At 41.4% G+C, this 25,032-nt stretch carries 20 protein-coding genes and 1 riboswitch; of the genes, 19 read left to right on the forward strand and 1 reads right to left on the reverse strand.

What is annotated here, in order from left to right:
- The first annotated feature begins 3 nt into the window (after positions 1-3).
- Positions 4-1,443, forward strand: coding sequence for a vWA domain-containing protein (locus MHZ92_RS12560; protein WP_239432054.1), 1,440 nt, complete (start codon positions 4-6; stop codon positions 1,441-1,443).
- Between the two features lie 37 nt (positions 1,444-1,480).
- Here MHZ92_RS12560 and MHZ92_RS12565 read toward each other — a convergent pair whose 3' ends face one another.
- On the reverse strand, positions 1,481-2,353 hold the full coding sequence (locus MHZ92_RS12565; protein WP_239432055.1) for a LysR family transcriptional regulator: 873 nt from the start codon (positions 2,351-2,353) through the stop codon (positions 1,481-1,483).
- 130 nt (positions 2,354-2,483) lie between these two features.
- On the opposite strand from MHZ92_RS12565, the gene tcuA reads away from it, so the two are divergent.
- From tcuA to MHZ92_RS12655, 18 genes are all read left to right on the forward strand, one after another.
- Positions 2,484-3,965: an FAD-dependent tricarballylate dehydrogenase TcuA gene (tcuA, locus tag MHZ92_RS12570; RefSeq protein WP_239432056.1), complete on the forward strand. Its 1,482-nt coding sequence runs from the start codon at positions 2,484-2,486 to the stop codon at positions 3,963-3,965.
- 519 nt (positions 3,966-4,484) lie between these two features.
- A complete protein-coding gene (locus MHZ92_RS12575; protein ID WP_239432057.1) occupies positions 4,485-5,921 on the forward strand; it encodes a M20 family metallopeptidase in 1,437 nt (478 codons plus the stop codon).
- Between the two features lie 89 nt (positions 5,922-6,010).
- Positions 6,011-7,528: an AbgT family transporter gene (locus MHZ92_RS12580; RefSeq protein WP_239432058.1), complete on the forward strand. Its 1,518-nt coding sequence runs from the start codon at positions 6,011-6,013 to the stop codon at positions 7,526-7,528.
- A 69-nt stretch (positions 7,529-7,597) separates the two neighbouring features.
- Positions 7,598-8,893, forward strand: coding sequence for an amidohydrolase (locus tag MHZ92_RS12585; RefSeq protein ID WP_255723525.1), 1,296 nt, complete (start codon positions 7,598-7,600; stop codon positions 8,891-8,893).
- A gap of 208 nt (positions 8,894-9,101) precedes the next feature.
- Positions 9,102-9,214, forward strand: a riboswitch (SAM riboswitch).
- 167 nt (positions 9,215-9,381) lie between these two features.
- Entirely contained in the window at positions 9,382-10,365 is a 984-nt protein-coding gene (locus tag MHZ92_RS12590) for an aliphatic sulfonate ABC transporter substrate-binding protein (protein WP_239432059.1), read from the forward strand.
- Positions 10,366-10,381: 16 nt separating this feature from the next.
- Complete coding sequence (locus MHZ92_RS12595; protein ID WP_239432060.1) at positions 10,382-11,221, forward strand: ABC transporter permease; 840 nt, start codon at positions 10,382-10,384, stop codon at positions 11,219-11,221.
- 13 nt (positions 11,222-11,234) lie between these two features.
- On the forward strand, positions 11,235-11,954 hold the full coding sequence (locus tag MHZ92_RS12600) for an ABC transporter ATP-binding protein (RefSeq protein ID WP_239432061.1): 720 nt from the start codon (positions 11,235-11,237) through the stop codon (positions 11,952-11,954).
- Position 11,955: 1 nt separating this feature from the next.
- Positions 11,956-13,659 (forward strand): acetate--CoA ligase, encoded by a 1,704-nt coding sequence (gene acsA / locus MHZ92_RS12605; protein WP_239432063.1) that lies wholly within the window; start codon positions 11,956-11,958, stop codon positions 13,657-13,659.
- 50 nt (positions 13,660-13,709) lie between these two features.
- Complete coding sequence (locus tag MHZ92_RS12610) at positions 13,710-14,366, forward strand: carboxymuconolactone decarboxylase family protein (protein WP_239432064.1); 657 nt, start codon at positions 13,710-13,712, stop codon at positions 14,364-14,366.
- A 228-nt stretch (positions 14,367-14,594) separates the two neighbouring features.
- Positions 14,595-15,137 (forward strand): NADPH-dependent FMN reductase, encoded by a 543-nt coding sequence (gene ssuE, locus MHZ92_RS12615; RefSeq protein ID WP_239432066.1) that lies wholly within the window; start codon positions 14,595-14,597, stop codon positions 15,135-15,137.
- A 104-nt stretch (positions 15,138-15,241) separates the two neighbouring features.
- A complete protein-coding gene (locus MHZ92_RS12620; protein ID WP_239432068.1) occupies positions 15,242-16,261 on the forward strand; it encodes an LLM class flavin-dependent oxidoreductase in 1,020 nt (339 codons plus the stop codon).
- A complete protein-coding gene (locus tag MHZ92_RS12625; RefSeq protein ID WP_239432069.1) occupies positions 16,251-17,588 on the forward strand; it encodes an LLM class flavin-dependent oxidoreductase in 1,338 nt (445 codons plus the stop codon). The genes MHZ92_RS12620 and MHZ92_RS12625 overlap by 11 nt, the downstream gene beginning before the upstream one ends.
- 17 nt (positions 17,589-17,605) lie before the next feature.
- Positions 17,606-17,878 (forward strand): glutaredoxin family protein, encoded by a 273-nt coding sequence (locus MHZ92_RS12630; protein ID WP_239432070.1) that lies wholly within the window; start codon positions 17,606-17,608, stop codon positions 17,876-17,878.
- A gap of 119 nt (positions 17,879-17,997) precedes the next feature.
- Positions 17,998-19,644, forward strand: coding sequence for an ABC transporter substrate-binding protein (locus MHZ92_RS12635; RefSeq protein WP_239432071.1), 1,647 nt, complete (start codon positions 17,998-18,000; stop codon positions 19,642-19,644).
- Positions 19,645-19,688: 44 nt separating this feature from the next.
- On the forward strand, positions 19,689-20,597 hold the full coding sequence (locus tag MHZ92_RS12640) for an ABC transporter permease (protein ID WP_239432072.1): 909 nt from the start codon (positions 19,689-19,691) through the stop codon (positions 20,595-20,597).
- A gap of 35 nt (positions 20,598-20,632) precedes the next feature.
- Positions 20,633-21,523 carry an ABC transporter permease gene (locus MHZ92_RS12645; protein WP_239432073.1) on the forward strand — a complete coding sequence of 297 codons (891 nt, stop codon included), beginning with the start codon at positions 20,633-20,635 and terminating at the stop codon, positions 21,521-21,523.
- Positions 21,524-21,534: 11 nt separating this feature from the next.
- The gene (locus tag MHZ92_RS12650) at positions 21,535-23,565 is read left to right on the forward strand and encodes an ABC transporter ATP-binding protein (protein ID WP_239432074.1); all 2,031 of its coding nucleotides are present in this window, start codon (positions 21,535-21,537) and stop codon (positions 23,563-23,565) included.
- Between the two features lie 200 nt (positions 23,566-23,765).
- Entirely contained in the window at positions 23,766-25,031 is a 1,266-nt protein-coding gene (locus tag MHZ92_RS12655; RefSeq protein WP_239432075.1) for a sensor histidine kinase, read from the forward strand.
- Position 25,032 lies beyond the last annotated feature (1 nt).

Consider the following 25,032-nt stretch of genomic DNA (forward strand, 5'->3'; position numbering starts at 1 on the left):
TTTGTGGAAAGGCATAACAGTCGATATGATAATCGTTCAGTTTTGAATACGGACGCATTCGATAAAAGACGTTTCAGAGAAATTTTTGAAATGTCATCTGCTCTTCAAAAGGTGAGAGGTGAAGGTGCGCTGCCGATGTTTGATTTGTTGTTGTCTGACATATGGGCTTCCTTGTATAAGATGAAACCTGAAATCATCGAACACGTTGATAGTGCTTTGAAGGTGAATAAATCACTTATGGAAAGAATCATGGCGGATGAATCCTTTGTAAGCTTTCGAAGCTTCACCCGGTTGGATGATTTGTTGTCAGCAATCGGTACGGTAAAATTCGGAGAGAAAACGAACGAATGGCTAGTAGAGCAAGTAAAAGAAAATGAACACTTACATAAACAAATACAGGAAATTCTCGAAATGCATAAGCAGCTTCGACAGCATGATTGGCAAGAGAAGACAACTAATGGAAGTCATGTGTCTGAAGAGAATATTACAGAAATGATAACGGAATTTGAAAAGAAATTGCAACAGACACTCGACAACAACAGTGACCACTTTTCTCATACATTGGAACAGGCCTTTCAAGAAACGATGCAAGTGAAGGAAGGTCTGAGATCATTGTTTGGCGGCATCCGAGCTGGCAGTGGAGATGTAGAACTGAGAAAGGTTCCTTTTCGAGACCAATTAATACTCGCGGAGAAGATTGCTTCAGATAAAAAAATGAAAGAAATTGCGGACTGGGCAGGTCGGTTCAAACAAGTAGCCCGCAAAAAGCAGAAGGCCCCATATAAGGAGGCAATGGATAGAAGTGGAGTCACATTAGGCAACGACATTGAACGATTGTTACCGATTGAACTCGGATTATACATGCATCCAACAACTAAGAAAGATTTCCTCCGTCGGTTTGTAGAAGGTCAAACGATGATCTTTGAACAGAAAGGAAGGGAGGTGCTAGGGAAAGGACCAATTATCCTTTGCTTAGATCAATCGGGGAGTATGCGAAGCCTAGATAGTCAAGCTAAAGGGTTCACTTTAGCCCTCATGTCGGTAGCGAGAAGACAGAAACGGGACTTTTGTTTAATTTTGTTTTCTACAAGGACACAAGTATTTACATATGAAAAAGGTAAAATAAAGACCTCAGATATTGTGAATTTGGCCCGAACCTTTCTAAGTGGAGGAACAGATTTTGCCCTACCTCTTAGTGAATCGCTCCGTATCATTACTAAAAGTCGGTTTAAGCAAGCCGATGTCGTTTTTGTTGCGGATGGGGAAGACATGTTACAGGAACCCTTCCTTGAGGAGTTTAATAAGAAGAAAAAAGAGAAAGCCTTTAAAGTTTTGTCCTTTCTTTTAGGGACGAGCACAAATACAGTGGATCAGTTTTCCGATATAGTTGTTATGGTAAAAGATTTTGAAGACGATGGAAGTTCTATTGTTTTCGAAATATAAGCGATACCTCAAAGTCAAGTAACGACTTTGAGGCATCTTATACATTTACTTTAGTTGGATACCAATCTCTCATAAAGTCTAAAAACAAATTTACGTGACGAAGATCTTGGACATACTTATTGTAATATAATTTCGTTTCCCGAAAATATCTTTCGTCTCCAAATTCATTAAGCGATATTTTAAATAGTTCTTCTCCTTCGATGCTGATCGCTGGAAGTACCGCAATTCCCATCCCGTACTTGACCATTTCCTTGCATGTTGCTGCTTGGTCGGTTTCGATAGACGGTTTAATAGGTGCGTCGAAGTTCGTACGCCACCATTTATCGATCATTTGGCTTAATGATAAATCAGTTTCATATGTAATCAATTGTAAATTTGGAACGTCTTCTTTTGTGAACAGAGTCTTGGATACAACATATAGCTCTTCTTTGTTTAGTAAGTGACTCTCTGCATTAATTGTATAATTTCCTCTAATAATTGCTACATGAATTTGTTCTAGTGTGAGGGCCTCTTTAATATCTCTACTCCACCCGGTTTTCAAATGAATATCGATATTCGGGTACATATTATTAAATGCATTCAAGATCCTCGGCAGTTTGTAGTGGGAGAAGAGCCTTGAAGCACCAATTTTAATTGTCCCGCTTATTTCTCCGGAAGCTCTCGCAAGTCGCTCCATAATTAACTCTTCATTTTGAAGCATGGTTAAAGCATGTTCGTGTAAAATTCTCCCTTCCTCTGTAAATTCAATCCCTTTCGAGCCTCGAACGATAAGTGGAACTCCATATTTTTTTTCTAATTGCTGAATGCGATACGTTAAGGCGGGCTGAGAAATATAAAGATTTGCAGCTGTATGTGTAATATTTCGTGTGATACGTAAATCAGCTAATAGCTTGCAGTCGTTTAAATTCATTGAAACCTCCAGGGGTGTTTCGACATTGGTATAGAAAAAATTTATGGGGTGCATTGAAATTATTGTATTTTATTTATTTCGAAAAGTAAACTATGCTTTAGTTATCAACGAAGTAAAGGGGATAGGTACAATGTCAAGTTATGATGTTATCGTTGTGGGGGCAGGCAATGCAGCCTTATGTGCTGCGATCTCCGCTAAAGAACAAGGGAGCCATGTATTAGTATTAGAAAAAGGTCCAATTGAGAAACGTGGGGGCAACTCATTCTTTACGGATGGTGCTATCCGTGTAGCCTATAACAACTTTGATTCGATTAGAAGCATTATTGATATAGATGAAGAAACGTCCAATAAAATTGATATGCCGGAGTATACACCTCAAGACTTTTATGATGATATTATGCGTGTTTCCAAAAACCAAAGTAAACCTGAACTGATCAAACAACTTGTCACGCAATCACTTCCTACGATTGAGTGGATGAAAACGCATGGTGTTGAATTCGAATTAAACTATGCGAACCAATCATTTGCAAAAGAAGGTAGAATTCAATTTTGGGGTGGTCTGCCAATTAAAACTGTAGATAAAGGAATTGGCTTAATGCGTAGCTTATTCAATCGATGTGAAGAACTAGGAATTGATGTTTGGTATGAAGCGGCAGCTCAGAAGATCATTACGGAAAATAACGAAGTCATAGCGTTAGAAGTGAAGACAAAAGAGGGTACAAAAAAGATCGCTTGCGAAAGTGTTGTGCTAGCTTGTGGTAGCTTGGAAGCTGACAAGAAAAAACGTGTAGAGGCCTTAGGGGAGGAATGGAGTGCAGCATTAGTACGTGGAACGGAGTTTAACACGGGTGATGGGATCGATATGGCTGTTGAGGTTGGTGCACAAAAGTTTGGTCAATACGACGGATGTCACGCGATTGGTACAGATGCAAATGCACCACGAGTTGGTGATTTCCAAAAACCAGGGGATATCTTCAAGAAGCACTCCTATCCGTACAGCGTAATGGTCAACTTAGAGGGAAACCGCTTCGTTGATGAAGGGGCGGATTATCGTAACTACACATATGCGAAATATGGGAAAGAAGTTTTAAAACAACCAAAAAATATGGCATACCAAATTTACGATGCAAAAGTCCGACCAATCTTACGTGAAGAATATAATTTAGAAGAAGCAACTGTCTTTGAAGCGGAAACCTTAGAAGAACTGGCTTCAAAAATAGATATTAATAAAGATCAATTTTTACAGACAATAGAAGAATTTAACGCAGCTGTACAAGATGGGGAGTTTAACCCTTCTGAAAAGGATGGCAAAGGCACTAAAGGCATTACTCCTCCAAAATCTAACTGGGCACAAACAATTAGTGAAGGTCCGTTTTATGCATTCCCAGTAACGTGTGGGATTACGTTCTCGTTCGGAGGATTAGCCACGACACCAAATGGAGAAGTTCTTCGTGAAAATGGTGAAAAAATTGAAGGCCTTTTCGCGGCAGGGGAAATGATTGGTGGTATATTCTATGAAAACTATCCAGGCGGATCCGGATTAATGTCAGGTGCTGTATTCGGTAAATTAGCAGGTAAATCAGCAGCAACACATGCTTATGCGGTTAAATAAAAAAGCAAAATAATTTTTCTTGGCTACACAGAATATCTTTACATTCTGTGTAGTTTTTTATTATATATGAAGGAATAGAGTTTGGTATTCTGAATATATAATAAAGTCATTCTGATTTGAACAGGAAAAAATAGTAATTAAAGTTAAAAAAATAATGTACTAGACAGTATTATATAATTAATGTAAACTGCTTTTATCGGTAAATTCGGTAGGTTCTCTATAACGCTTAAATTCAAAATGGTAAGGGCTTACATCAATTATCATCATGTTTATAAGAAGAGTTACCGACACTTTATTAAACAAATATGATAAATCAGCACGTTTGGTTTTCATATGTGATTTTTAATAATGTGGAAAGAAAGCGGATACAATTTTTATAAAATTACCAATCTAGATCCTCACTGATGTAAAGATCGGCTAAGCTATCAACCTGAAGTATATAGAGAACCTGGAAAAAACGAATGTTATCGTGAATTTTTACGTACAGAAGCTTGAGTTACTACATAGGAGGTCTTCATCATGTCAACTGTAAGTAAATTTACGAAGGAATACTTGGCAAAGAATAAAGCGAAATTTGAAGAGGTGAGTGAATATATTTTCAATCACCCAGAAACAAGATTTGAGGAATATGTCTCATCTGAATATCTTGCAAATGCATGTGAACAAGAAGGTTTTACGGTAGAGCGTGGCGTTGCAGGGATCGATACAGCTTTCGTAGCTACTTATGGAAGCGGAAAGCCGGTCATCGGTTTCTTAGGAGAATTCGATGCGCTTTCGGGATTAAGTCAAGAGCCAAATAAAACAGCTTATGAACCATGGGAAACGAGCAATGGCCATGGATGTGGACATAACCTACTCGGAACAGGTGCATTTGCAGCAGCATGCGCAACAAAGAAGTATCTTGAGGAGAACGGGCTATCCGGCACTGTGAAGTTTTTCGGTTGTCCGGGAGAAGAAGGCGGATCTGGAAAAACATTTATGGTTCGTGAAGGTGTTTTTGAAGGTACCGATATTGCACTAACATGGCATCCATCTCCTAGTAACAGCATTATGAACTTTTCAAGCTTGGCTAACTACCAAGTGGCATTCAAGTTTAAAGGTATTTCATCCCATGCTGCAAACTCTCCACATTTAGGGAGAAGTGCACTGGATGCTGTCGAGTTGATGAACGTCGGCGTTAACTATCTGCGCGAGCATGTAATCCCGGAGGCGAGAATGCACTATGCAGTGACAAATACTGGCGGAATTTCTCCGAATGTTGTTCAAGCTGAAGCAGAGGTGCTCTATTTAATTCGTTCACCAAAAGTGAGCGAAGTGGATGATATCTATAAACGGGTCTGCCAAATTGCCAAAGGCGCTGCAATGATGACAGAAACTGAAGTGACGATTCGATTTGACAAGGCATGTTCCAACTATATCCCAAATCGAAGTCTGGAAAAAATATTGCATAAAAACTTACATGAGGCTGGAATCGAAGCGCCTACTGAAGAAGAAGTAGCTTTTGCTGAAAAGATTTGGAATTCTTTATCGCAAGGTGAAAAAGATAATTATTTGGATCTATTGAGAGGGTTCGGCTATTCAGGAGACGGAAGCGAGTTCGAAGGGAAATACTTATCTGATTCCATCTCGCCATATAGTGATAAAGACGGCGTACTACCAGGGTCGACGGATGTGGCTGACGTTAGTTGGGTCGTTCCAACTGCACAATTAACTGCTTCTACATCAGCATTAGGGACACCTTTGCATACTTGGCAAATGACAACCCAAGGGATTAGCAGCTATGCACATAAAGGGATGCTCCGCGCAGCGGAAGCAATGGCGTTAACAGGTATACAGCTGATCAATCAACCGGAAGATCTTGAAAAAGTGAAACAGGAATTCCAAGCGTTCCAAGCGAAAAATCCGTATACATGTCCGATTCCGAAGGACGTCAAACCATCAAAATTAAACCAGTAAGAAACAGACAAACGGAGAAGAAATCGGCATAGTTGCCGATTTCATTACTCCCTATAAAAAATATGAAAGAGTCGACTAGGGGGTACAGCATGAATTCACAAACGAAGAAGAAAAGTATATTTGGTAAACTGTTAAATGGGATTGAAGTTTTAGGTAATAAACTACCTGATCCATTTATTTTATTTGCGGTATTAGCAGTCGTTGTTATTATTTTGTCATATATTCTAAGCTTATTCGGTATTTCGGTTGTCCACCCGGGAAGTGGTGAACAAGTCCCGATTAAGAACTTGGCTTCTGGTGAAGGGATCGAATATATAATTACTTCCATGCTTAGTAACTTCACCGGATTCGCGCCATTAGGCCTTGTATTAGCGATGATGCTTGGAGTTGGGCTAGCTGAAAAAGTAGGATTGCTGGATTATGCCATTCGAAAAACAATCCTGAAGGCACCTCGTGCATTAGTAACGTATGCAGTTGTCTTTGTAGGGATCATGGGTAACCTTGCTTCAGATGCAGCGATGATTTTAATTCCGCCTTTGGCTGCAATGGTTTTCTATAAAGTAGGGCGTAATCCGATTGCCGGTTTAATAGCAGGGTTTGGTTCAGCGGGTGCAGGATTTACAGCCAACCTATTAATTGTAGGAACGGATGCACTTTTAGCTGGTATCTCTACGGAAGCTGCCAAAATTATTGATGAAACGCTTGTCGTTACACCGGTAGATAACTGGTATTTCAATATAGTTTCGGTATTCGTATTAACAATCGTTGGTGCATTAATTACAGAAAAAATTATTGAACCTAGACTTGGTAAATATGAAGGAGAAGCGGTAATCGAAGATTTTGAAGAAAACCCGAAAGCGGGCAAAGCATTTAGAAATGCTATCATTGCCGGACTTGTGTATATTGCAATTCTCGTTATTGCTATTAATGTACCCAATAGCGCTTTAACAAACGAAGATGGTGGGTTAATACCATCTCCATTCTTATCAGGAATCGTGCCAATTATTCTATTTTGGTTCATGACAATTGGTATTGCGTATGGAGTAACGATCGGGAATATTAAGACGTCAAAAGATGTTAGTAAGTATATGGCTGAATCGATCAAAGACTTATCTGGCTATATCGTTTTAATATTTGCAATTTCCCAATTTATCGCTTACTTCAACTGGTCAAATATTGGGATTTGGATCGCGGTTAATGGGGCGGAGTTCCTTACAGATATTAACTTTACAGGAATATGGCTGATCATTGGCTATATCATCCTGACGGCAATCCTAGAGTTCTTTATTACTTCAGGTTCTGCCAAATGGGCACTTGAAGCACCGATATTTGTCCCAATGTTTATGCAGTTAGGGTACCATCCAGCGTTCACACAACTAGGCTACCGTGTAGCTGACTCGTCGTTTAATATCATGACACCATTAAATCCATATTTTGTCGTGATTCTATCGTTTATGCATCAATATGACAAAAAGGCTGGTATTGGAACGTTGATGTCACTGATGCTACCGTTTGCATTGATCTATTTAGCTGTATGGATCATTTTAATTGTAATCTTCTACACATTTAATTTACCAATTGGACCGGGTGTTACGCCGTTTCTATAAGAAAAATGCTAACATGTACATAGCATGTTAGCATTTGCTTCTTCAAAAACGATAAGGGAGATGTACATAATGATTACAAATCAGAATGTCGATTTATCGCGGAAAATAATTGATTGGCGAAGGGATTTTCACCAATTCCCTGAAACAGGATTTCTCGAAATGCGTTCGGCTTCGATTGTTGCTTCTATCTTGGATGAACTAGGGTTTGATTTAGCAATGGGAAAAGCTGTTATGTCGACAGATCATTGTATGGGAAAACCGGATGATGAAACTACGAAAAAGCATTATGAATGGGCGCTGGAGAATGGGGCCAATAAAGACTATATCGAAAACTTTTCTGAAGGGTATACAGGTATTGTTGCAACATTGGATACCGGAATTGAAGGGCCGACAGTAGCTTATCGTTTTGATATGGACGCGCTAGATATACATGAATCTGAGTTGGACAGTCATTTCCCAAAACAAGAGGGATTCAGGTCTACGCTCCCTCATAAAATGCATGCATGTGGTCATGATGCTCACACTTCAATTGGATTAGGCTTGGCTGCGGTACTTGCTAACAATAAAGAAGCACTAAAAGGGAAGATCAAATTGATCTTTCAACCTGCAGAAGAGGGAACACGTGGTGCAAAATCGATGGCTCGTGCGGGTGTTGTAGACGATGTTGATTATTTTATCGCCTCGCACGTTGGGACAGGGGTTCCCCATCAACATTTTGTTGCTTCCAATAACGGTTTCTTAGCTACATCAAAACTGGATATTACGTTTAAAGGCAAGGCATCCCATGCAGGAGCTAAACCTGAAGAAGGAAATAATGCTTTGTTAGCTGCTGCCAATGCGGCATTGAACATTCATGCAATCGCGAGAAATTCAAATGGGATTTCAAGAGTGAACGTTGGCGAATTGCATGCGGGGTCAGGACGAAATATTATCGCGGATCATGCGTTTCTAAAAGCGGAAACACGTGGAGAAAATTCTGAGGTAAATCAATATATAAAAACCCAACTGGAATCGATTGTAGCAGGTGCTGCACAAATGTATCAGGTCGATTACCAAATCGATACAGTTGGTGAAGCGCTGAGTAGCCAAGGATCGAAAGAGTTGGCATTGATTCTCAACGAATGTGCACAAGAATCGTCCCATCTAAAAGAAGCTACTTTAGAATCAAATGACGCGGCGGGTTCCGAAGATGCAACTTATTTCATGGAACGGGTAAAACAAAAAGGTGGCCTCGCAACTTATTGTATCTTTGGCACGGACCTTCCTGCGGGACACCATAATGAACGATTTGATATTAATGAAGAAACAATGCTTGCAGCCGTAGATGTTTTATATCGATCAATTGTTAAAATAAACAGCAAATAAGATGTTTATCAAAAAGGGAATCCATGTTGATTCCCTTTTTTATGGTTATGTTATAGGTGGTTCAAATAGATCTTATTGCGTATAAATGAGTAATCAATTTGGCCTGTTTTTATATAATAAAAAAATAAGGTTGACAATTTATTTTTATCTGTCTATACTAATTTTCAATCAGTTAAATTTAAAAAATGATTATGACAATTGCATATATCTCTTATTAAGAGTGGCGGAGGGAATAGGCCCGATGAAGCCCGGCAACCGACAGATGGATTGATCTGTAAAGGTGCTACATCCTACAGGTGTTTGGTGCCTGGAAGATAAGAGGAGGAATTCTGCAGCCCTCTTCTTATGAAGAGGGTTTTTCTTTTCTCATATCCTATGAAAGAAAATCGGATTTTTTCATAGTTAAATCCGACTATACCAATAGGAACAATAAATAATTTAGTTGAAATGATTTTCAATATAAAAAAGAGTTTGAGGAGGAAATTATCGTGAGGAAATGGATTGCATTCCTGCTATTGGTTATCGGGACAACGCTCCTAATGACAGCTTGTTCATCTGGCGAAGGGAAGGAAAAAGCAGAGTTGAAAAAAGTTGTGTTGGATTATGCGTATTACTCGCCAACTAGCCTAGCGTTAAAAGAATTTGGTTGGGCGGAAGAGGCGTTTGAAGAACAAGGGATTGAAGTGGAATGGGTACTCAGCCACGGAAGTAATAAAGCACTTGAATTCCTAAATTCAAAAAGTGTCGACTTCGGTTCCACAGCAGGCGCTGCTGCACTAATTGCCAAGTCAAATGGCTCTCCGATTGAATCGGTGTATATTTATTCAAAGCCAGAATGGACCGCACTTGTGGCAACAGAGGATTCAGACATCACAGCAATCCAACAATTGAAGGGAAAGAAAGTAGCGGCAACGCTAGGAACAGATCCATATATATTCCTTCTCCGTTCGTTGCAAGAAGTTGGTTTGTCATCAAATGACTTAGAAATTGTGAATTTGCAACACTCTGATGGCGCAAATGCCCTTCTAACGGGTCAAGTAGAAGCATGGGCAGGGTTAGATCCACATATGGCAAAAGTTGAAGTCGATTCTGGCGCAAAGTTATTTTTACGTGATCATGAAAAAAATACGTACGGAACGCTGAATGTCCGATCTGACTTTGCTGAACAACATCCGGAGGTGGTAGAAACAGTGATTGAGGTGTATGAAAAGGCTCGGAAGTGGGTTATCGAAAATCCGGATGAGGCGGCCGACATACTTGCAAAAGAAGCGGAAATGCCATTGGAAGTAGCTCAAAAGAGTTTGGAGCGCAATGATTTTTCAGATCCAATTCCTGGTGAAAAGCAAATCGAAGCACTCACTGCAGCCGGTGAAGTATTGCAATCAGAAAATGTGATTAAAGGGAATGTGGATGTGCCGGAAATTGTAGAAGAATTGATTAATGATCAGTTTGCAAAAAACGTAATCGAATGAAATAGGGGGAATCGACATGACGGTCAATATTGACGAAAAAGAAGTGTTTGAAGCGAAAGGAAAACAGTCCGTTACAGGTAGCGTTGAAAGAAAGGTGAGGGGTTTAGCGCTCGGCTTAATCATTCCATTCATTCTTTTAGTCGTTTGGGAAGCGGCAGTTCGTTTCAATTGGCTCGATGCCTATGTCTTTCCCGCTCCGACAACCATCTTGCAAAAAATTATCGAGTTAGCTCAAGAGGGAACCCTTTGGGGACATGTGGGAATTACGTTCTTTCGAGTCTTAATCGGGTTTCTGGCTGGGACAATTGCCGCGGTTGTACTAGGATCCATCGTTGGGTATTTTAAATGGTTTGAACAGCTGATGGACCCATTAATTCAAGCGTTTCGCTCGATTCCCTCTTTAGCCTGGGTCCCATTGTTTATTCTTTGGATGGGGATTGGAGAAACTTCAAAAGTAATGCTAATTGCTGTCGGTGTATTCTTTCCGGTCTATTTGAATATCGTCTCAGGTATTCAAGGTGTGGATCGCAAATTGATTGAAGTCGGGAAGATTTACCATTTCACTCCGTTGCAAATTGTTCGTCGTATTATCTTGCCCGCTTCGCTTCCATCGTTTCTCGTCGGTTTACGTAGTGGTGTTGGATTGGGCTGGATGTTCGTCGTAGCCGCCGAGCTAATGGGTGCCAGTCAAGGGCTTGGGTATTTACTCGTCGTTGGTCAGAATACGTACTCACCAGAGCTCATTATTGCCAGCATTATTTTATTTGCACTGTTAGGAAAAGCGACTGATTCCCTGTTGAAGGCATTGGAAGCACGTGCATTGAAGTGGCAAGACAATCTTCAAAACCAACTATGATGGAGGGATTTCAATGTTGAAAGTGAAAGAGGCAACGAGGACATTTAATAACGGGCTTGCAGGATTCAACAACATATCATTTTCCATTGAGGAAGGGGAAACTGTCGGGATCCTGGGAACGAGTGGTTGTGGAAAAAGTACACTGCTGCGCGTTTTATCCGGACTGGATCAGAATTATGAAGGGGCAATTGAAATTGGTAGTGCAGGGGAACAGCCAATCGGGATGATTTTTCAAGAGCCGAGATTGATGCCATGGTTAACTGTAAGAGAAAATATTTTATTCGGAGCGAAAGATGAGAAGGAGAAACAAGAAACAATCCAGGAGTATTTGAATCTTGTTGGTTTGTCTGACTTCGACGCTCATTATCCGAAAGACTTGTCCGGTGGAATGGCACAACGAACCGCAATTGCCCGCGCACTTATTGGCGAGCCGGATGTCTTGCTTCTTGACGAGCCATTTAGTGCGTTGGATGCTTTCACTAAAATGCAGTTGCAAGATTTATTATTGAAAATCCAAAAGAAGCGTCTAACAACGATGGTAGTCGTTACGCATGACATCGACGAAGCGCTTTACTTATGCGACCGGATTTTCATCCTAGGTGGCCAGCCCGGGACATTACAAGCGGAATTGTCGATTGATATAGCGAAACCGAGAGATCGAGGTGATTCGTTTTTGGCGGCTAAGAAAGCGGAAATCCTAGAACTTTTACATATCGAAAAGGAGGTTGTCTAACATGGCAAATGAGGAAGTGATTTATCCACATGAAGGAAATTACAATATTACAGTTGAACTTCCTTCAAGAAAAGATTTTTCGTGGAAAAGTATTGAAACAAATTTCAGTTGGTCTACTACCGGAAAAGTGAATATGGCCTATGAATGTGTGGATCGCCATGTCGTGGATGGGTATGGAGAGAAAGTTGCATTGCATTATTTTGGAGAAAATGAAGAGTACACAATTACGTATCGAGAATTGAAAGAGAAAACCGATCGCTGGGCTACTGTTTTGAAAAAGAAGGGAGTGAAAAAAGGAGACTTCGTCTTTATCTTTTTACCAAAGCATCCTGATTGTCATATCGCGATGCTCGCTGCCATTAAACTTGGCGCTGTGGTTGGACCGCTATTTGAAGCGTTTATGGAAGATGCAGTGAAGGAGCGGATTGCCGATTGTGAGGGAACGTATTTAATTGCCTCACCTGAGTTCATAAAACGGGTTCCGCGTGCCGAGTTGCCATCATTGAAAACAGTGTTCATAACGGCTGGGCCTGAACAATGCAAGGATGATGAAATTTCGTTGTTTGCCGAAGCCCGAGCTGTTGAGATCGAAGGAGATCTCATCGAGTGGGTGGAGTTGGACCATGCGCTTAATATTCATTATACGAGCGGTTCGACAGGTCGACCAAAAGGGATTATCCATGCTCACCGAGCGATGATTCAACAATATATTACAGGCAGATGGGTATTGGATTTGAAAGAAGAGGATGTCTATTGGTGCACGGCACATCCTGGCTGGGTGACAGGAACGGTGTATGGTGTTTTCGCTCCTTTATTGAATCGGGCGACAATCGTTATTCACGGGGGCAGATTTAATGCCGATGAATGGTATTCTGTGTTGGAAAAATCTGGTGTCACCGTTTGGTATAGTGCGCCGACAGCTTTCAGAATGCTGATGGCGGAAGGGGATGATAAGACGACAAATTATGACTTATCGAAGATCCGGCATATTTTAAGTGTGGGCGAGCCGTTAAATCCCGAAGTAATCCGTTGGGGAATCAAGACGTTGTCGAACCGTATCCATGATACATGGTGGATGACAGAAACAGGGGCTCAACTCATTGTTAATCTGCCATCGGATAAAATTATTCCAGGATCAATGGGAAGACCGTTTCCGGGAATTGAAGCGGCAATTCTAGGCGATGATGGTGAAAAGCTTGCGCCCGGCAAAGTAGGACACTTAGCTTTAAAAGCGAATTGGCCTGCAATTATGAGAGAAGTGTGGAACGATCCTGCCAAGTATTCGACGTACTTCCCGTTCGAAGGATGGTATGTATCTGGCGATTTGGCGACGATCGATGAAAACGGCTATATCTTTTTCCAAGGCCGAAGTGACGATATGATCAATTCTTCGGGCGAGCGAATCGGACCGTTTGAAGTGGAAAGTAAACTGATCGAACATCCAGCGGTTGCGGAGGTGGGTGTCATCGGGAAACCAGACGCGGTGAGAGGAGAAATCGTGAAGGCGTTTATCGTCTTACGGGATGGATTTGAAGCAAGTGATGCGCTACTGCAAGAGTTACGTCTTTTTGTACGAAGTGGGCTTGCTGCTCATGCTGCACCGAGAGAAATTGAATTTCTCGAGGAATTGCCTAAGACGCCAATTAGCGGAAAAATTCTTCGACGGGAATTGAAGGCAAGGGAACTACAAAAAGTAAACGTCTGATTTTGGAAGTTGAGAAATAATAAATAGAAACTACTGAGGAGGAAATTATTATGAGTAAAGAAGTATTGTATAAAAAATCATATTTTAATCGTCTTGGAGAATTGAGTGACCTTGCTCCAGATGCATTCAAGGCTTATGCACAATTTGACAAACTTGCCCTGTCTGAGGGGAAACTAACTAAGAAGTTAAAAGAATTAATTGCCATTGCAGTAGCCCATACAACAGGATGTCCATATTGCATTGAAGTTCATGTGAAAGCTGCGAAATCAGAAGATGTTACGAAGGAAGAAATGTCGGAAGCGATTCTAGTCGCGACGGCGTTAAAGGCGGGATCGGCTCTTGCTCATGGAGTGAATGCATTAAATGCATACGATCAAACTGAAGATGATGATTTATACAAAGCAACCTATTTTAATAGATTAAAGGAATTCTCAAAGCTGAACGGAGATGTCTTTAAGTCTTTTGTTGATTTTGATACGAAATCAATGAAAGATGGTCTATTAAGTGTAAAAGAAAAGGAATTGATTGCTGTTGCTGTCGCGCACACTACAGGATGCCCTTATTGCATTGACGTCCATACGAAGAGTGCGAAGAATGCGAACGCATCTAAGGAAGAAGTGGCAGAAGCGATTATGGTGGCTACTGCATTAAAAGCAGGTTCAGCGTTGGCTCATAGTGTGAATGCATTAAATGCATTTGATTCATAAATAGAGTTTTAGTTTCTAGGTTTTTATCGTTTCATTGTGAAATGGCTGTTCAAAAAGTAGGCTTACACTGACTTTCTGGACAGCTCTATCTTGCAGAATATTCATTGAGTTGAAAAATATAGTTCGAATTATTCAATTCAAAACATTTGTAACAAGGATATTGACAATGACATATGTTGAATGTATATTAATCCTATTATTTTAGTAAAGATTAAAAGGAGTGGAAATATGACAAGTGCAATCATTATTAATGGTGGGATTGGCAAGCAATCACGATTGATGGGAATACAGCACAAAGTAGAAAGACACTTTGAAACTAAGCATATTTCATTCAATACAATTCACGTTCAGGACTTACCTGCGGAAGATTTGATAAATGCGAATTTTACAAGCGAGTCGATTTTACAGGCGATACAGCTCGTTGAAGACGCACATATTGTAGTTGTGTTAACACCGGTATATAAGGCATCGTTTACTGGTGTATTAAAAACATTTTTAGATTTGCTGCCTCAAAAGGCTTTACAAGATAAGAAGGTAATACCTCTTGCTCTGGGTGGATCTCTAGGGCATCTTCTAGCTATCGAGTACGCTCTAAAACCTATTCTCTCTGTACTTGGTGCAACCGAGATCCTGAACACAGTCTATGTAGTTGATAAGCAAATTGAACGACTAGATAATGGCACATTTTTAATTGAAAGGGAAATAGAAGTTCGCTTAGAAGAGGTCTTGCAACAAATCGACCCGCTCGAAGTATCACTATCTCAAAAGTAAAAAGAGACAAATTAATAAGCTAGAAGTGTAAAACATTTATTTTTTTAAAGTTAAATCATACTGTTCCTATAGGATTAATAAATATACAGATAGAGGTGAAAGCAATGGCTTACAAGCTTGGGATACTCGATCAAAGTCCAATCTTTCCTGGGTCAACCGCTACTCATGCACTGAAGCAAACAATCCACTTAGCGCAAAAAGCGGAAGCATGGGGATATAAGCGTTTCTGGGTTTCGGAACATCATGATACTGATCAGTTGGCGGGATCGTCGCCTGAAATACTGATGTCACATTTGCTTGCAAAGACAAATTCAATTCGGGTTGGTTCCGGAGGTGTGATGCTGCAACATTATAGCCCTTATAAAATCGTGGAAAATTTTCACCTTCTTTCTTCATTAGCACCGGGCAGGGTAGATCTAGGAATCGGAAAAGCACCTGGCGGTTTGCCTTTATCTACAAAAGCACTGCAAATTGGAAATGTACAAAGTGAAATTACCTTCGAGGACCGAATTATATTATTGAATAAATTTCTTGACAATTCACTAGAAGACGGTCATCCGTTAGCAAATGTCCAGGCGACACCCATTCCACCAGAAAAAACGGAAAACTATTTGCTCGGCGCAAGTCCTGCAAGTGCAAAATTAGCTGCCGATATCGGCTGGAATTTCGTTTATGCCCACTTTATTAACAGTGATCTTGGTGTATTGGAAGAAGCGGCGCAAGTCTATCACGCCGAAAGTGAGAGCGGACGGTTTATCGTAGCTGCTGCTGTCTTCGCTGCACCTACTCAACAGGAGGCAGAGCAGACTGCAAAAGATCGAAAGATTTATAAGGTTCATTTGGAAAGCGGGAGAAGTGTCACCGTCGTTTCCGAGGAAAGCGCGAAAACGTTCGGGGAACAGGCAGGAGAACCATATAGAGTGACCGAACATGCTTCAAACATTATTGCCGGAACACCTTCTTTCATCCAAGGGAAGTTGAAAGAATGGCACCAAGCTTATGAAGTGGATGAATTCATTTTCCACACGCCAATTGAAGATGAAGAAGTACGATTTCGGTCATTTCAACTGCTAAGCCCTGAATATTCAAACGTAGAAAGGAAGGAAACAGTCAATGTCCAATAAAAAACAAATCAAATTTGGAGTCATGCTGCATGGCGCAGGTGGTCATATGAATGCGTGGAAAGACCCTTCTGTTCCGGTGGATGCAAGTGTCAATTTGCAACATTATGTATCGATTACACAACAGGCGGAAAAAGCCGGTATTTCGTTCGTCTTTGTAGCTGACGGGTTGTTCATAAATGAAAAATCAATCCCTCACTTTTTGAATCGATTTGAGCCGATCACAATACTTTCCGCACTCGCGACTGTAACGTCCAAAATTGGTCTAGTTGGTACATTGTCGACATCGTATAGTGAGCCGTTTACAGTTGCTAGGCAATTCGCATCGCTCGATAAAATAAGTGGCGGTCGGGCAGGGTGGAACGTGGTGACATCACCATTGGAAGGATCCGCTACAAATTTCAACAAAGGCCAACACCCAAATCATTCTTTACGTTATGAAATTGCAGACGAATACTTACAAATCGTTAAAGGGCTGTGGGATTCATGGGAAGACGACGCATTTGTCCGAAACCGCGAAACTGGCCAATTTTTCGATCGTACCAAGTTACATACCTTGAATCATAATGGCCAATTTTTTTCCGTTGCAGGCCCTCTAAATATAGATCGATCACGCCAAGGTCAGCCCGTCATATTCCAGGCGGGTGCTTCGGATACAGGAAAAAACTTTGCGGCAAAAGTGGCTGAAGCCATTTTTACACATGCGGGATCTCTCGAACAGGCACAAGCTTATTACAATGACGTCAAACAGCGGGCAGAGAAGAAAGGACGAAACAAGGATGAGGTTCTTATTTTCCCGGCATTGAGCCCAATTACAGGCGCGACAATTGAAGAGGCTGAAGAAAAGTATACAGCTATTCAAAACTTGGTCACGATTGAAGAAGCCCTCAACTATTTGGGAAGATATTTCGACCATTTCGATTTTAGTCAATATCCTTTGGATGAGCCCTTCCCTGATATTGGCGATGTAGGGAAAAATAGTTTCCAGTCAACAACTGATAGCATCAAACGAAGGGCACGTGAGAATAACTTGACGTTGAGGGAAGTCGCCATGATAGAGACGACACGTAAGGGAGCTTTCTTCGGAACATATGAGCAAGTGGCAGATCAATTAATTACTTGGGTGGAAGAAGGCGGGGCGGATGGATTCATCTTAAGCCCACATGTACTGGGTAGCGACTTTACTGATTTTGTAGAACATGTCATCCCTATTTTAGAGGAGCGAGGCTACTATAGCCGGAATTACGAAAGTGATACATTGCGCGGAAATTTAGGTCTGCCGTTTAAGGAAAATCAATATACGAAAAAAAACGAGAAAGTAATTCACTAAATAGGGGAGAGAAAACAATGACGAAAACATTGAATATTATTGTCTGGTCAAAGAAGGGCTGTCACTATTGCGAGGAAGTGAAACAGTATTTGGAAGGAAAAGGGTTTGATTACAAATCGGTTGATGTTACGGAACATGACGATCGCCGGGATATTTTAGAGATTAAATATGGCGTCCGACATGTGCCTGTCATAGAGCTTGGTCAAGGGAATGTATACAAAGGTGTCACGGAAGTCGGTTTAGAGTTTTTGGAAAAAGCGTTAGAAGAGGTCGCAGTCAAAGTGAAGTAATTCGTTTGTTACGGACGGAAGGTGTAAGCCAACCGTTGTCAGTAACAAAAGATGGCGTGGTCTCATTCTATTCAACTAGTTAACTAGTAACATCATACCTAGAGTTAGGAGTCGTTTGCATGAGAGGAAATTTATATCAGACAAAATATTTGGTGGTTTTTATTGCCTTGGTTCTTTTCTTATCAGGTTGCTCTCAAGGTGCAAATCCGGATGGCAGCACTCAAAAATCCGGCGTTCAAACGACGGCAGAGCCAACATATGGCGGGGAGTTGACGTTTGCACTCGCGACTTCTCCCGATACACTCGATCCTCACCGCAGTAGTCGGGCAGTAGCAGTCCGTGCATTTAGAACGATTTTTGACAGCCTTGTTGTGCAAGAGGCAGACAATAGCATTCAGCCATGGCTTGCTACAAAATGGACCGTCTCGGATGACGGCAAAAGTTATACATTCGAATTACGGGAAGACGTTACTTTCCATGACGGTACCCCATTCAATGCAGAAGCGGTGAAATATAATTTTGACCGGATACTTAATCCGGCAACGAAAGCACTGAATTCAAGAGCACTCCTAAAACCGTATGAGTCAGCAGAAGTCTTGGATGAATATACAGTGAAATTGAATCTTTCCACACCTTCATCCTCTTTTTTAAGTAATTTAAGTCAGGCGATGCTCGGAATTGTATCTCCTACAGCAGCTGAGAAGTATGGAGATCAGTTCGGGAAAAATCCGGTAGGAACAGGACCTTTCAAATTTGTTAGCTGGACGGAGAATGCAGATATTAAAGTTGAAAAGAACAGCGATTATAATTGGGGGCCATCCTATGTGGAAAATCAGGGTCAACCTTACCTCGATAAATTGATATTTAAAATCGTTCCTGAAGAGGCGACTCGGGTAGGCGGTGTGCAAAGCGGGCAAGTACTCGCCGCAGAAACAGTTCCACCGCAAAATATCGTTTCATTAGAAAATGACCCGAATACTCAACTGCTTAAAGTAAACACACTCGGCCTTCCATATACTCTCTTTTTCAATCAGAGGAGAGAACCGTGGAAAGATGTAAATGTCCGTAAAGCTGTTATGTTGGCTGTCGACGTCGAGACAATCGTTAAAACCTTGTATATGGGGACGTATGAGAGATCTTGGTCTCCACTCACACCAGGAATATTAGGATACGATGAAACACTCGAAAATAGCTGGGAATATGATCCGGATACGGCAAACAAATTGCTGGATGAAGCGGGTTATGTAATGGGGGCAGATGGCATTCGTGAAAAGGATGGAAAAAAACTGACGTTAAATTATGTAGATGCATCCCCTAACCGTGAAAAGCGAAATGATATTGCTGTCATTGTACAACAACAGCTGAAAGAGGTTGGTATTGCGGTAGAAATTAACGTAACGCCAGATTTTATGACGGTGATCTATGAAAAAAGTGATTATGATCTTTACGGCAATAGCCAAGTGAACTCCGATCCGAATGCACTTCGAGAAATTTACCATACACCGGATGGCTCGAGAGTCTTGGAATCATTGGTCGGGGGATACGATCCAAAGTTAGATGAGTTGCTGGAACAAGGAACTGTGGAATCAGATCCGGCGAAGCGTGAAGAGATTTATAAAGAAGCACAGCAAATCATCATTGATAAAGCGATGATTATTCCAATCTATATTTTCCCTTACACAGTCGCTGCATCGAATAAGGTGAATGGAATTACGTTTGATTCACTTGGATATCCGTTGTTCAATGACGCGTATATTCAACAGTAAAGTAAGAGGAGCTGATATGTATGGCCGTTCTTAGCAGGGCACTCATGAGGTTTTCAAGTGCACTCATATCCATTCTGGGCTCCTTGGTCCTTGTGTTTTTCATTATCTATATGATGCCCGGTGATCCGGTGTTGTCGATGGTGGATCCTTCGACAACATCTCCCGAGGCGATTGACAACTTGCGTAAAGAATTAGGGCTTGACCGACCTTTTTATGTACAGTTTTTTGAGTATTTCACAAGTATGCTACAAGGGGACTTTGGTCAATCCCTTGTAACAAGCGAGCCGGTACTGCCAAAAATTCTGATGCATCTACCGGCTACGCTCATGCTGACACTTACGAGTATTATATTTGCGATTGTAATAGGTGTTACTTTGGGAGTTCTTTCGGCAATTTATCGAAATAGATGGATTGATGTGCTCGTACGTATGATCGGACTCTTCGGAATATCCATGCCGACTTTCTGGTCTGGAATTTTACTGATTCTTATCTTCTCGGTGCATTTGAACTGGCTTCCTATTATGGGTTCAGATGGCTGGGCGACGCTCGTGTTGCCATCGATTGCTCTTGGTTTTGTCGGAGCCGGACTCATTCTCCGGATGGTGCGCACAAGTATGGTGGAAGTGATGGATGAACAATTCATTTTAACGCTTCGCGCAAAAGGGTTATCTGAACGAATTGTTATGTTCCGGCATGCTTTGCGTAATGCACTTATCCCTGCAATCACGATTATTGGGATGTATATCGGCGATCTGCTGGCTGGAACAGTCGTCATTGAAACTGTTTTTTCGAGACAGGGGATTGGCAGGGTTATTGCTGATGCGATATTGACGAAAGATATGCCGGTTATTCAAGGGGTAATCTTTTTTATCGCCATCGTTTATGTCACTGTCAATCTATTGGTAGATATCTCTTATTCACTGATTGATCCTCGTATTCGGAGAGCGCGATGACTAGGATTCTAGGACAGAAAGGAAGGGACTGAGGGATGAAAAATGTCGCGAATGAAAGTAGGGTCGTGCAAATACCCAAATTGAATATATCTAAGTTTACAACAAGATTTTCGTTTTCAACTATATCCGTCTATGTCGCGCTAATTGTATTGCTATGTATTTTAGTAAGCGCGTTATTTCCGTCGTGGCTCGCACCTTACGCCCCTACCGTCATGCATACGGATCGTATTTTAGTAGCCCCTAGTGCAAAGCATCTGTTTGGAACTGATTACTTTGGTCGGGATGTGTTCAGTCTTGTCATTCATGGCAGTAGGGATTCTTTGATCATTGGAGTTTCCGCTGTGTTGATCGGTGTCGTGGTAGGTGGACCGATTGGAGCGTTAGCAGGCTATATCGGCGGTATTGTGGACGTCATCTTTATGAGAATCATTGAGATCTTAATGACGATTCCAGGAATACTCCTAGCACTAGCGATTGCTGCGGCATTAGGTCCTAGTTTAATAAATATTGTATTGGCAATTGCCATCTCATCCGTACCAGGCTATGCCCGTGTAATGAGAGGTCAGATGATTAGCATTAAAAAACGTCCATATGTAGCGGCGTCACGGTCGATCGGTACATCAGGTGGACGGATCTTATTGTGGCATATATTACCGAATGCCTGGTCTCCAATGCTTGTCATGGCGACAATCGGGCTGGGTTCCGCTATTTTAACTGGGGCGGGTTTAAGCTTTCTTGGATTAGGTGTCATCAAAGAAATTCCGGATTGGGGCGCTCTACTATCCCAAGGAAGGAATTACTTGACTGTCGGCTGGTGGATGGCGACATTCCCAGGTCTTGCTATTACCGCATTTGTCCTGGCGATAAACATTGTCGGAGACAGACTTCAGGATCTATTAAATCCGAAAATGAGTAGAGGAAGGTAGGTGAGAAGCATATGACACAACTACTTGATGTACAACATTTGCAAGTCGATTTCGCAGGTAATGATGGTGATTTGACAGCTATCAGAGACGTTTCCTTGCAAATGAAGGCTGGTGAAACGGTTTGTATCGTCGGAGAATCCGGGAGTGGGAAGACTGTTACTTCTAAGTCAATCATGCGACTCATCGAATATGAAAATGGAAAGATAGCGAATGGCAGTATATCTTTAGACGGCATCGACCTGACGAACCTTTCTCAACGTGAGCTTCGCTCTATACGCGGTAAAAAAGTGGCAATGATTTTTCAAGAACCAATGAGCGCTTTTGACCCTGTGTTTACGATTGGAAAACAAATTATCGAGACGATCCTTGAACATAAGCAATCGAATAAAGAAGAGGCAAAAAAACGTGCAATTTACCTATTGAAAAGAGTTGGCATTTCGGATGCTGAATTACGCTTCAACCAATATCCGAACGAGCTATCTGGTGGTATGTTGCAGCGTGCAATGATTGCGATGGCACTTGCTTGCGGGCCAGATCTCCTCATTGCCGATGAGCCGACAACGGCACTCGATGTCACGATCCAGGCACAAATCCTGCAACTTCTTGAGGAATTGAAGGAAGAGTTCGGTATGTCCATCTTACTGATCACACATGATATGGGCATTGCTGCCGAAGTGGCAGATCGAATCATCGTGATGTATGCGGGAGAAATTGTTGAACAAGCAAAGACATCGCAATTGTTTGAAGTACCACATCACCCCTACACACATGGCCTGTTGCAATCTGTCACAACATTGGATAGTGACCGGAGTAAAAGATTATTTTCAATTAAAGGGACCATTCCATCGCTTTCGGATTTGCCTGGAGGCTGCTTGTTCCATCCGCGCTGCCCATTTGCAACAGACCACTGCCGAAGTAACAAACCATCATTGAAGAATGTGAACGGTCGCCAAGCGGCATGTTGGTATTCAGAGGAATTAGTGGAATCGGATGCATGGAAACAGTCGGCAACTGAAAATGAAGTGTCAACAACGACAGTTCGTCAAAAGGATAGAGCGAATGCAGACTCACAATTGGAAGATTTGTTTGTTGTTGAAGGATTGAGTAAATTTTATCCGATTGGACAACGTGCTTTTTTACAACCACGATCTTATGTCAGAGCGGTAGAAGATGTTTCCTTTACAATTAAAAAAGGAGAAACGCTCGGAATTGTTGGGGAATCAGGAAGTGGAAAATCGACGCTTGGGAGATTGCTTTTACAGCTAGAGAAGGCAAGTGTTGGGAACGTGTTTTTTCGAGGGACGAATTTGGCAGAACTTAGCTCAAAAGAATTGCGGGAAACGCGTAAACATATGCAAATGATTTATCAAGACCCTTATGGTTCAGTGAACCCACGTTGGAAAGTTGGGGACATAATTGAAGAACCGTTAAAAGTTCATAAATCCTTTACTGCTCGTGAGAACCGGGTTAGAGCTGAGCAATTACTAGAGTCTGTAGGTTTAGGTGGAAATGCATATGATCGATATCCACATGAATTTTCAGGAGGGCAGCGCCAGCGCATTGCAATTGCCAGGGCGATAGCGCTTAACCCTAAATTCATTTTAGCCGATGAAGCAGTGTCCGCGCTCGATGTATCTGTGCAAGCGCAAGTTGTTAATTTACTGCAGGAGTTACAGCGTGAACTTGATTTAACCTATTTATTTATCGGTCATGGCCTAAATGTTGTCCGTCATATTTCCGATCGAATTGGCGTTATGTACTTAGGGAAGCTTGTGGAACTAGCCGACAGTGAAACACTATTTAAACAGCCAGCACACCATTATACAAAAGGACTAATCAGCTCTATTCCAGACATGAATCCTCTAAGTAGGAGAGAAGTAATCTCAATAAAAGGGGAAATTCCGTCACCTGCTAATCCACCGTCAGGTTGCCGTTTTCATACACGCTGTCCGGCAGCAACCGCAAAATGTAGAGAACAACAACCAGAATTCCGCGAGGTGGAAAAGGGACATTGGGCTGCTTGTCATTATCCGATATTATAACGGAGGGCAGTCATTAGGGCCTAATGACATTATTTAAGTTCTCTTAGCACGTCATCAAAATAATAAAAAGGCGATATAAACGTTGTAATAGAAACGTTTGTATCGTCTTTTCTTTTTTTAATAATGCGTTAAAAAACGAATAAACATTTGTCATGCTATAATTTCCTTAGAAGATTATCGCTACAAGTAGGAGATGTTATATGTTAACTAAGCATATGACCCAAAAAGGACAAAAAATAGACATCATGGCTTTATTGTTGACGGCTGTTTTGACAGCGGTTGCAGGGGAGTTTAAATATATACCGTTCTATGGAGAGGCATTTCGGTTTAGTTTAGGAAGTATCATCTTTTTTCTTCTCCTTCTTATTCGACCGTCCGGCTCTCTTCCATTGACGGGATTTGTAACGGGCTTAGCCGTTGTTATGTTTCGAACTGGCGTTGATGTAACAGCAATATCTGTTTCATTGTTGGAAAGTTTTCAGCATCATTTGCCTATTTTTTTCTATTATGTTGTATTTGCGTTAGGTTTTCATTTTATTGGCCTAGACAAGTATCGAACAGCACCACTTTTGTTAGGTTTATGGGCTACATTCTTTGAGTTTGTCGGTAATATTACGGAAAACGTAATGCGTATTTGGACGTTAAACAGCGACGGCTTGATGTTGAGAGACTTGGCACTACTTGGCGGGGTGGCAACGCTTCGCAGTTTTTTTGTGGTTGGTTTGTATAGCTCCATTATTTTGTCTGAGCAAAAAAAGCGAGTGCAGGAAATGCTTGGCATCGGTTCAAATTTGTATGCAGAGTCGCTTTATTTGCAGAAATCGATGAATCATGTTGAGCAAGTAACAGCTGCTAGCTATGAATTGTATCGGAAGTTAAAACAGAACAATTTGCATGACTTAAGTGTACAAGCACTTGCAATTGCGCAAGAGATCCATGAAGTGAAAAAAGACTCGCAGCGTATACTTTCAGGATTATCTAATATAACGAAAGAAGATAGTTCAGATCGCTTTCTTTTGTCTGATCTGTTTGACTATGTCATTACCTCAAATCGAAAATATAGCGAGTTGTTGAAACGGAGCGTCGATTTCCGACTAACAATAACTGTCGATTTTGAAACAGATCAACATATCCCCTTGTTAGCATTATTGAATAATATAACGGCCAACGCTGTTGAATCAATAGATCGGACGGGCAGTATAGCGATACATGTGTCCGAGGAAGCGGACGATCTTTTGATATCGATTCAAGACACTGGCAAAGGGATACGAAAAGAGGACATTCCGATTCTTTTTGAACCAGGCTATACAACGAAGTATAACGAACAAGGTGTGGCGGCAACAGGCATCGGACTTTCCCATGTCCAGCAGATTATTCAAACGCTGCAAGGTGACGTCCAATTTCAAATACCGGAAAAAGGAACAATTTTTCAGATTCGGATTCCATCCGATATGATACGAAAGTGAA

It is taken from the genome of Sporosarcina sp. ACRSL (genome assembly GCF_022346605.1).
GTDB lineage: Bacteria > Bacillota > Bacilli > Bacillales_A > Planococcaceae > Sporosarcina.

Coding starts and splice junctions, on each gene's coding strand:
- MHZ92_RS12565 (WP_239432055.1), bottom strand. CDS start 2,353: ATGAATTTAAACGACTGCAAGCTATTAGCTGATTTACGTATCACACGA.
- tcuA (WP_239432056.1), top strand. CDS start 2,484: ATGTCAAGTTATGATGTTATCGTTGTGGGGGCAGGCAATGCAGCCTTA.
- MHZ92_RS12575 (WP_239432057.1), top strand. CDS start 4,485: ATGTCAACTGTAAGTAAATTTACGAAGGAATACTTGGCAAAGAATAAA.
- MHZ92_RS12580 (WP_239432058.1), top strand. CDS start 6,011: ATGAATTCACAAACGAAGAAGAAAAGTATATTTGGTAAACTGTTAAAT.
- MHZ92_RS12585 (WP_255723525.1), top strand. CDS start 7,598: ATGATTACAAATCAGAATGTCGATTTATCGCGGAAAATAATTGATTGG.
- MHZ92_RS12595 (WP_239432060.1), top strand. CDS start 10,382: ATGACGGTCAATATTGACGAAAAAGAAGTGTTTGAAGCGAAAGGAAAA.
- MHZ92_RS12600 (WP_239432061.1), top strand. CDS start 11,235: ATGTTGAAAGTGAAAGAGGCAACGAGGACATTTAATAACGGGCTTGCA.
- acsA (WP_239432063.1), top strand. CDS start 11,956: ATGGCAAATGAGGAAGTGATTTATCCACATGAAGGAAATTACAATATT.
- MHZ92_RS12610 (WP_239432064.1), top strand. CDS start 13,710: ATGAGTAAAGAAGTATTGTATAAAAAATCATATTTTAATCGTCTTGGA.
- ssuE (WP_239432066.1), top strand. CDS start 14,595: ATGACAAGTGCAATCATTATTAATGGTGGGATTGGCAAGCAATCACGA.
- MHZ92_RS12620 (WP_239432068.1), top strand. CDS start 15,242: ATGGCTTACAAGCTTGGGATACTCGATCAAAGTCCAATCTTTCCTGGG.
- MHZ92_RS12625 (WP_239432069.1), top strand. CDS start 16,251: ATGTCCAATAAAAAACAAATCAAATTTGGAGTCATGCTGCATGGCGCA.
- MHZ92_RS12630 (WP_239432070.1), top strand. CDS start 17,606: ATGACGAAAACATTGAATATTATTGTCTGGTCAAAGAAGGGCTGTCAC.
- MHZ92_RS12635 (WP_239432071.1), top strand. CDS start 17,998: ATGAGAGGAAATTTATATCAGACAAAATATTTGGTGGTTTTTATTGCC.
- MHZ92_RS12640 (WP_239432072.1), top strand. CDS start 19,689: ATGAGGTTTTCAAGTGCACTCATATCCATTCTGGGCTCCTTGGTCCTT.
- MHZ92_RS12645 (WP_239432073.1), top strand. CDS start 20,633: ATGAAAAATGTCGCGAATGAAAGTAGGGTCGTGCAAATACCCAAATTG.
- MHZ92_RS12650 (WP_239432074.1), top strand. CDS start 21,535: ATGACACAACTACTTGATGTACAACATTTGCAAGTCGATTTCGCAGGT.
- MHZ92_RS12655 (WP_239432075.1), top strand. CDS start 23,766: ATGTTAACTAAGCATATGACCCAAAAAGGACAAAAAATAGACATCATG.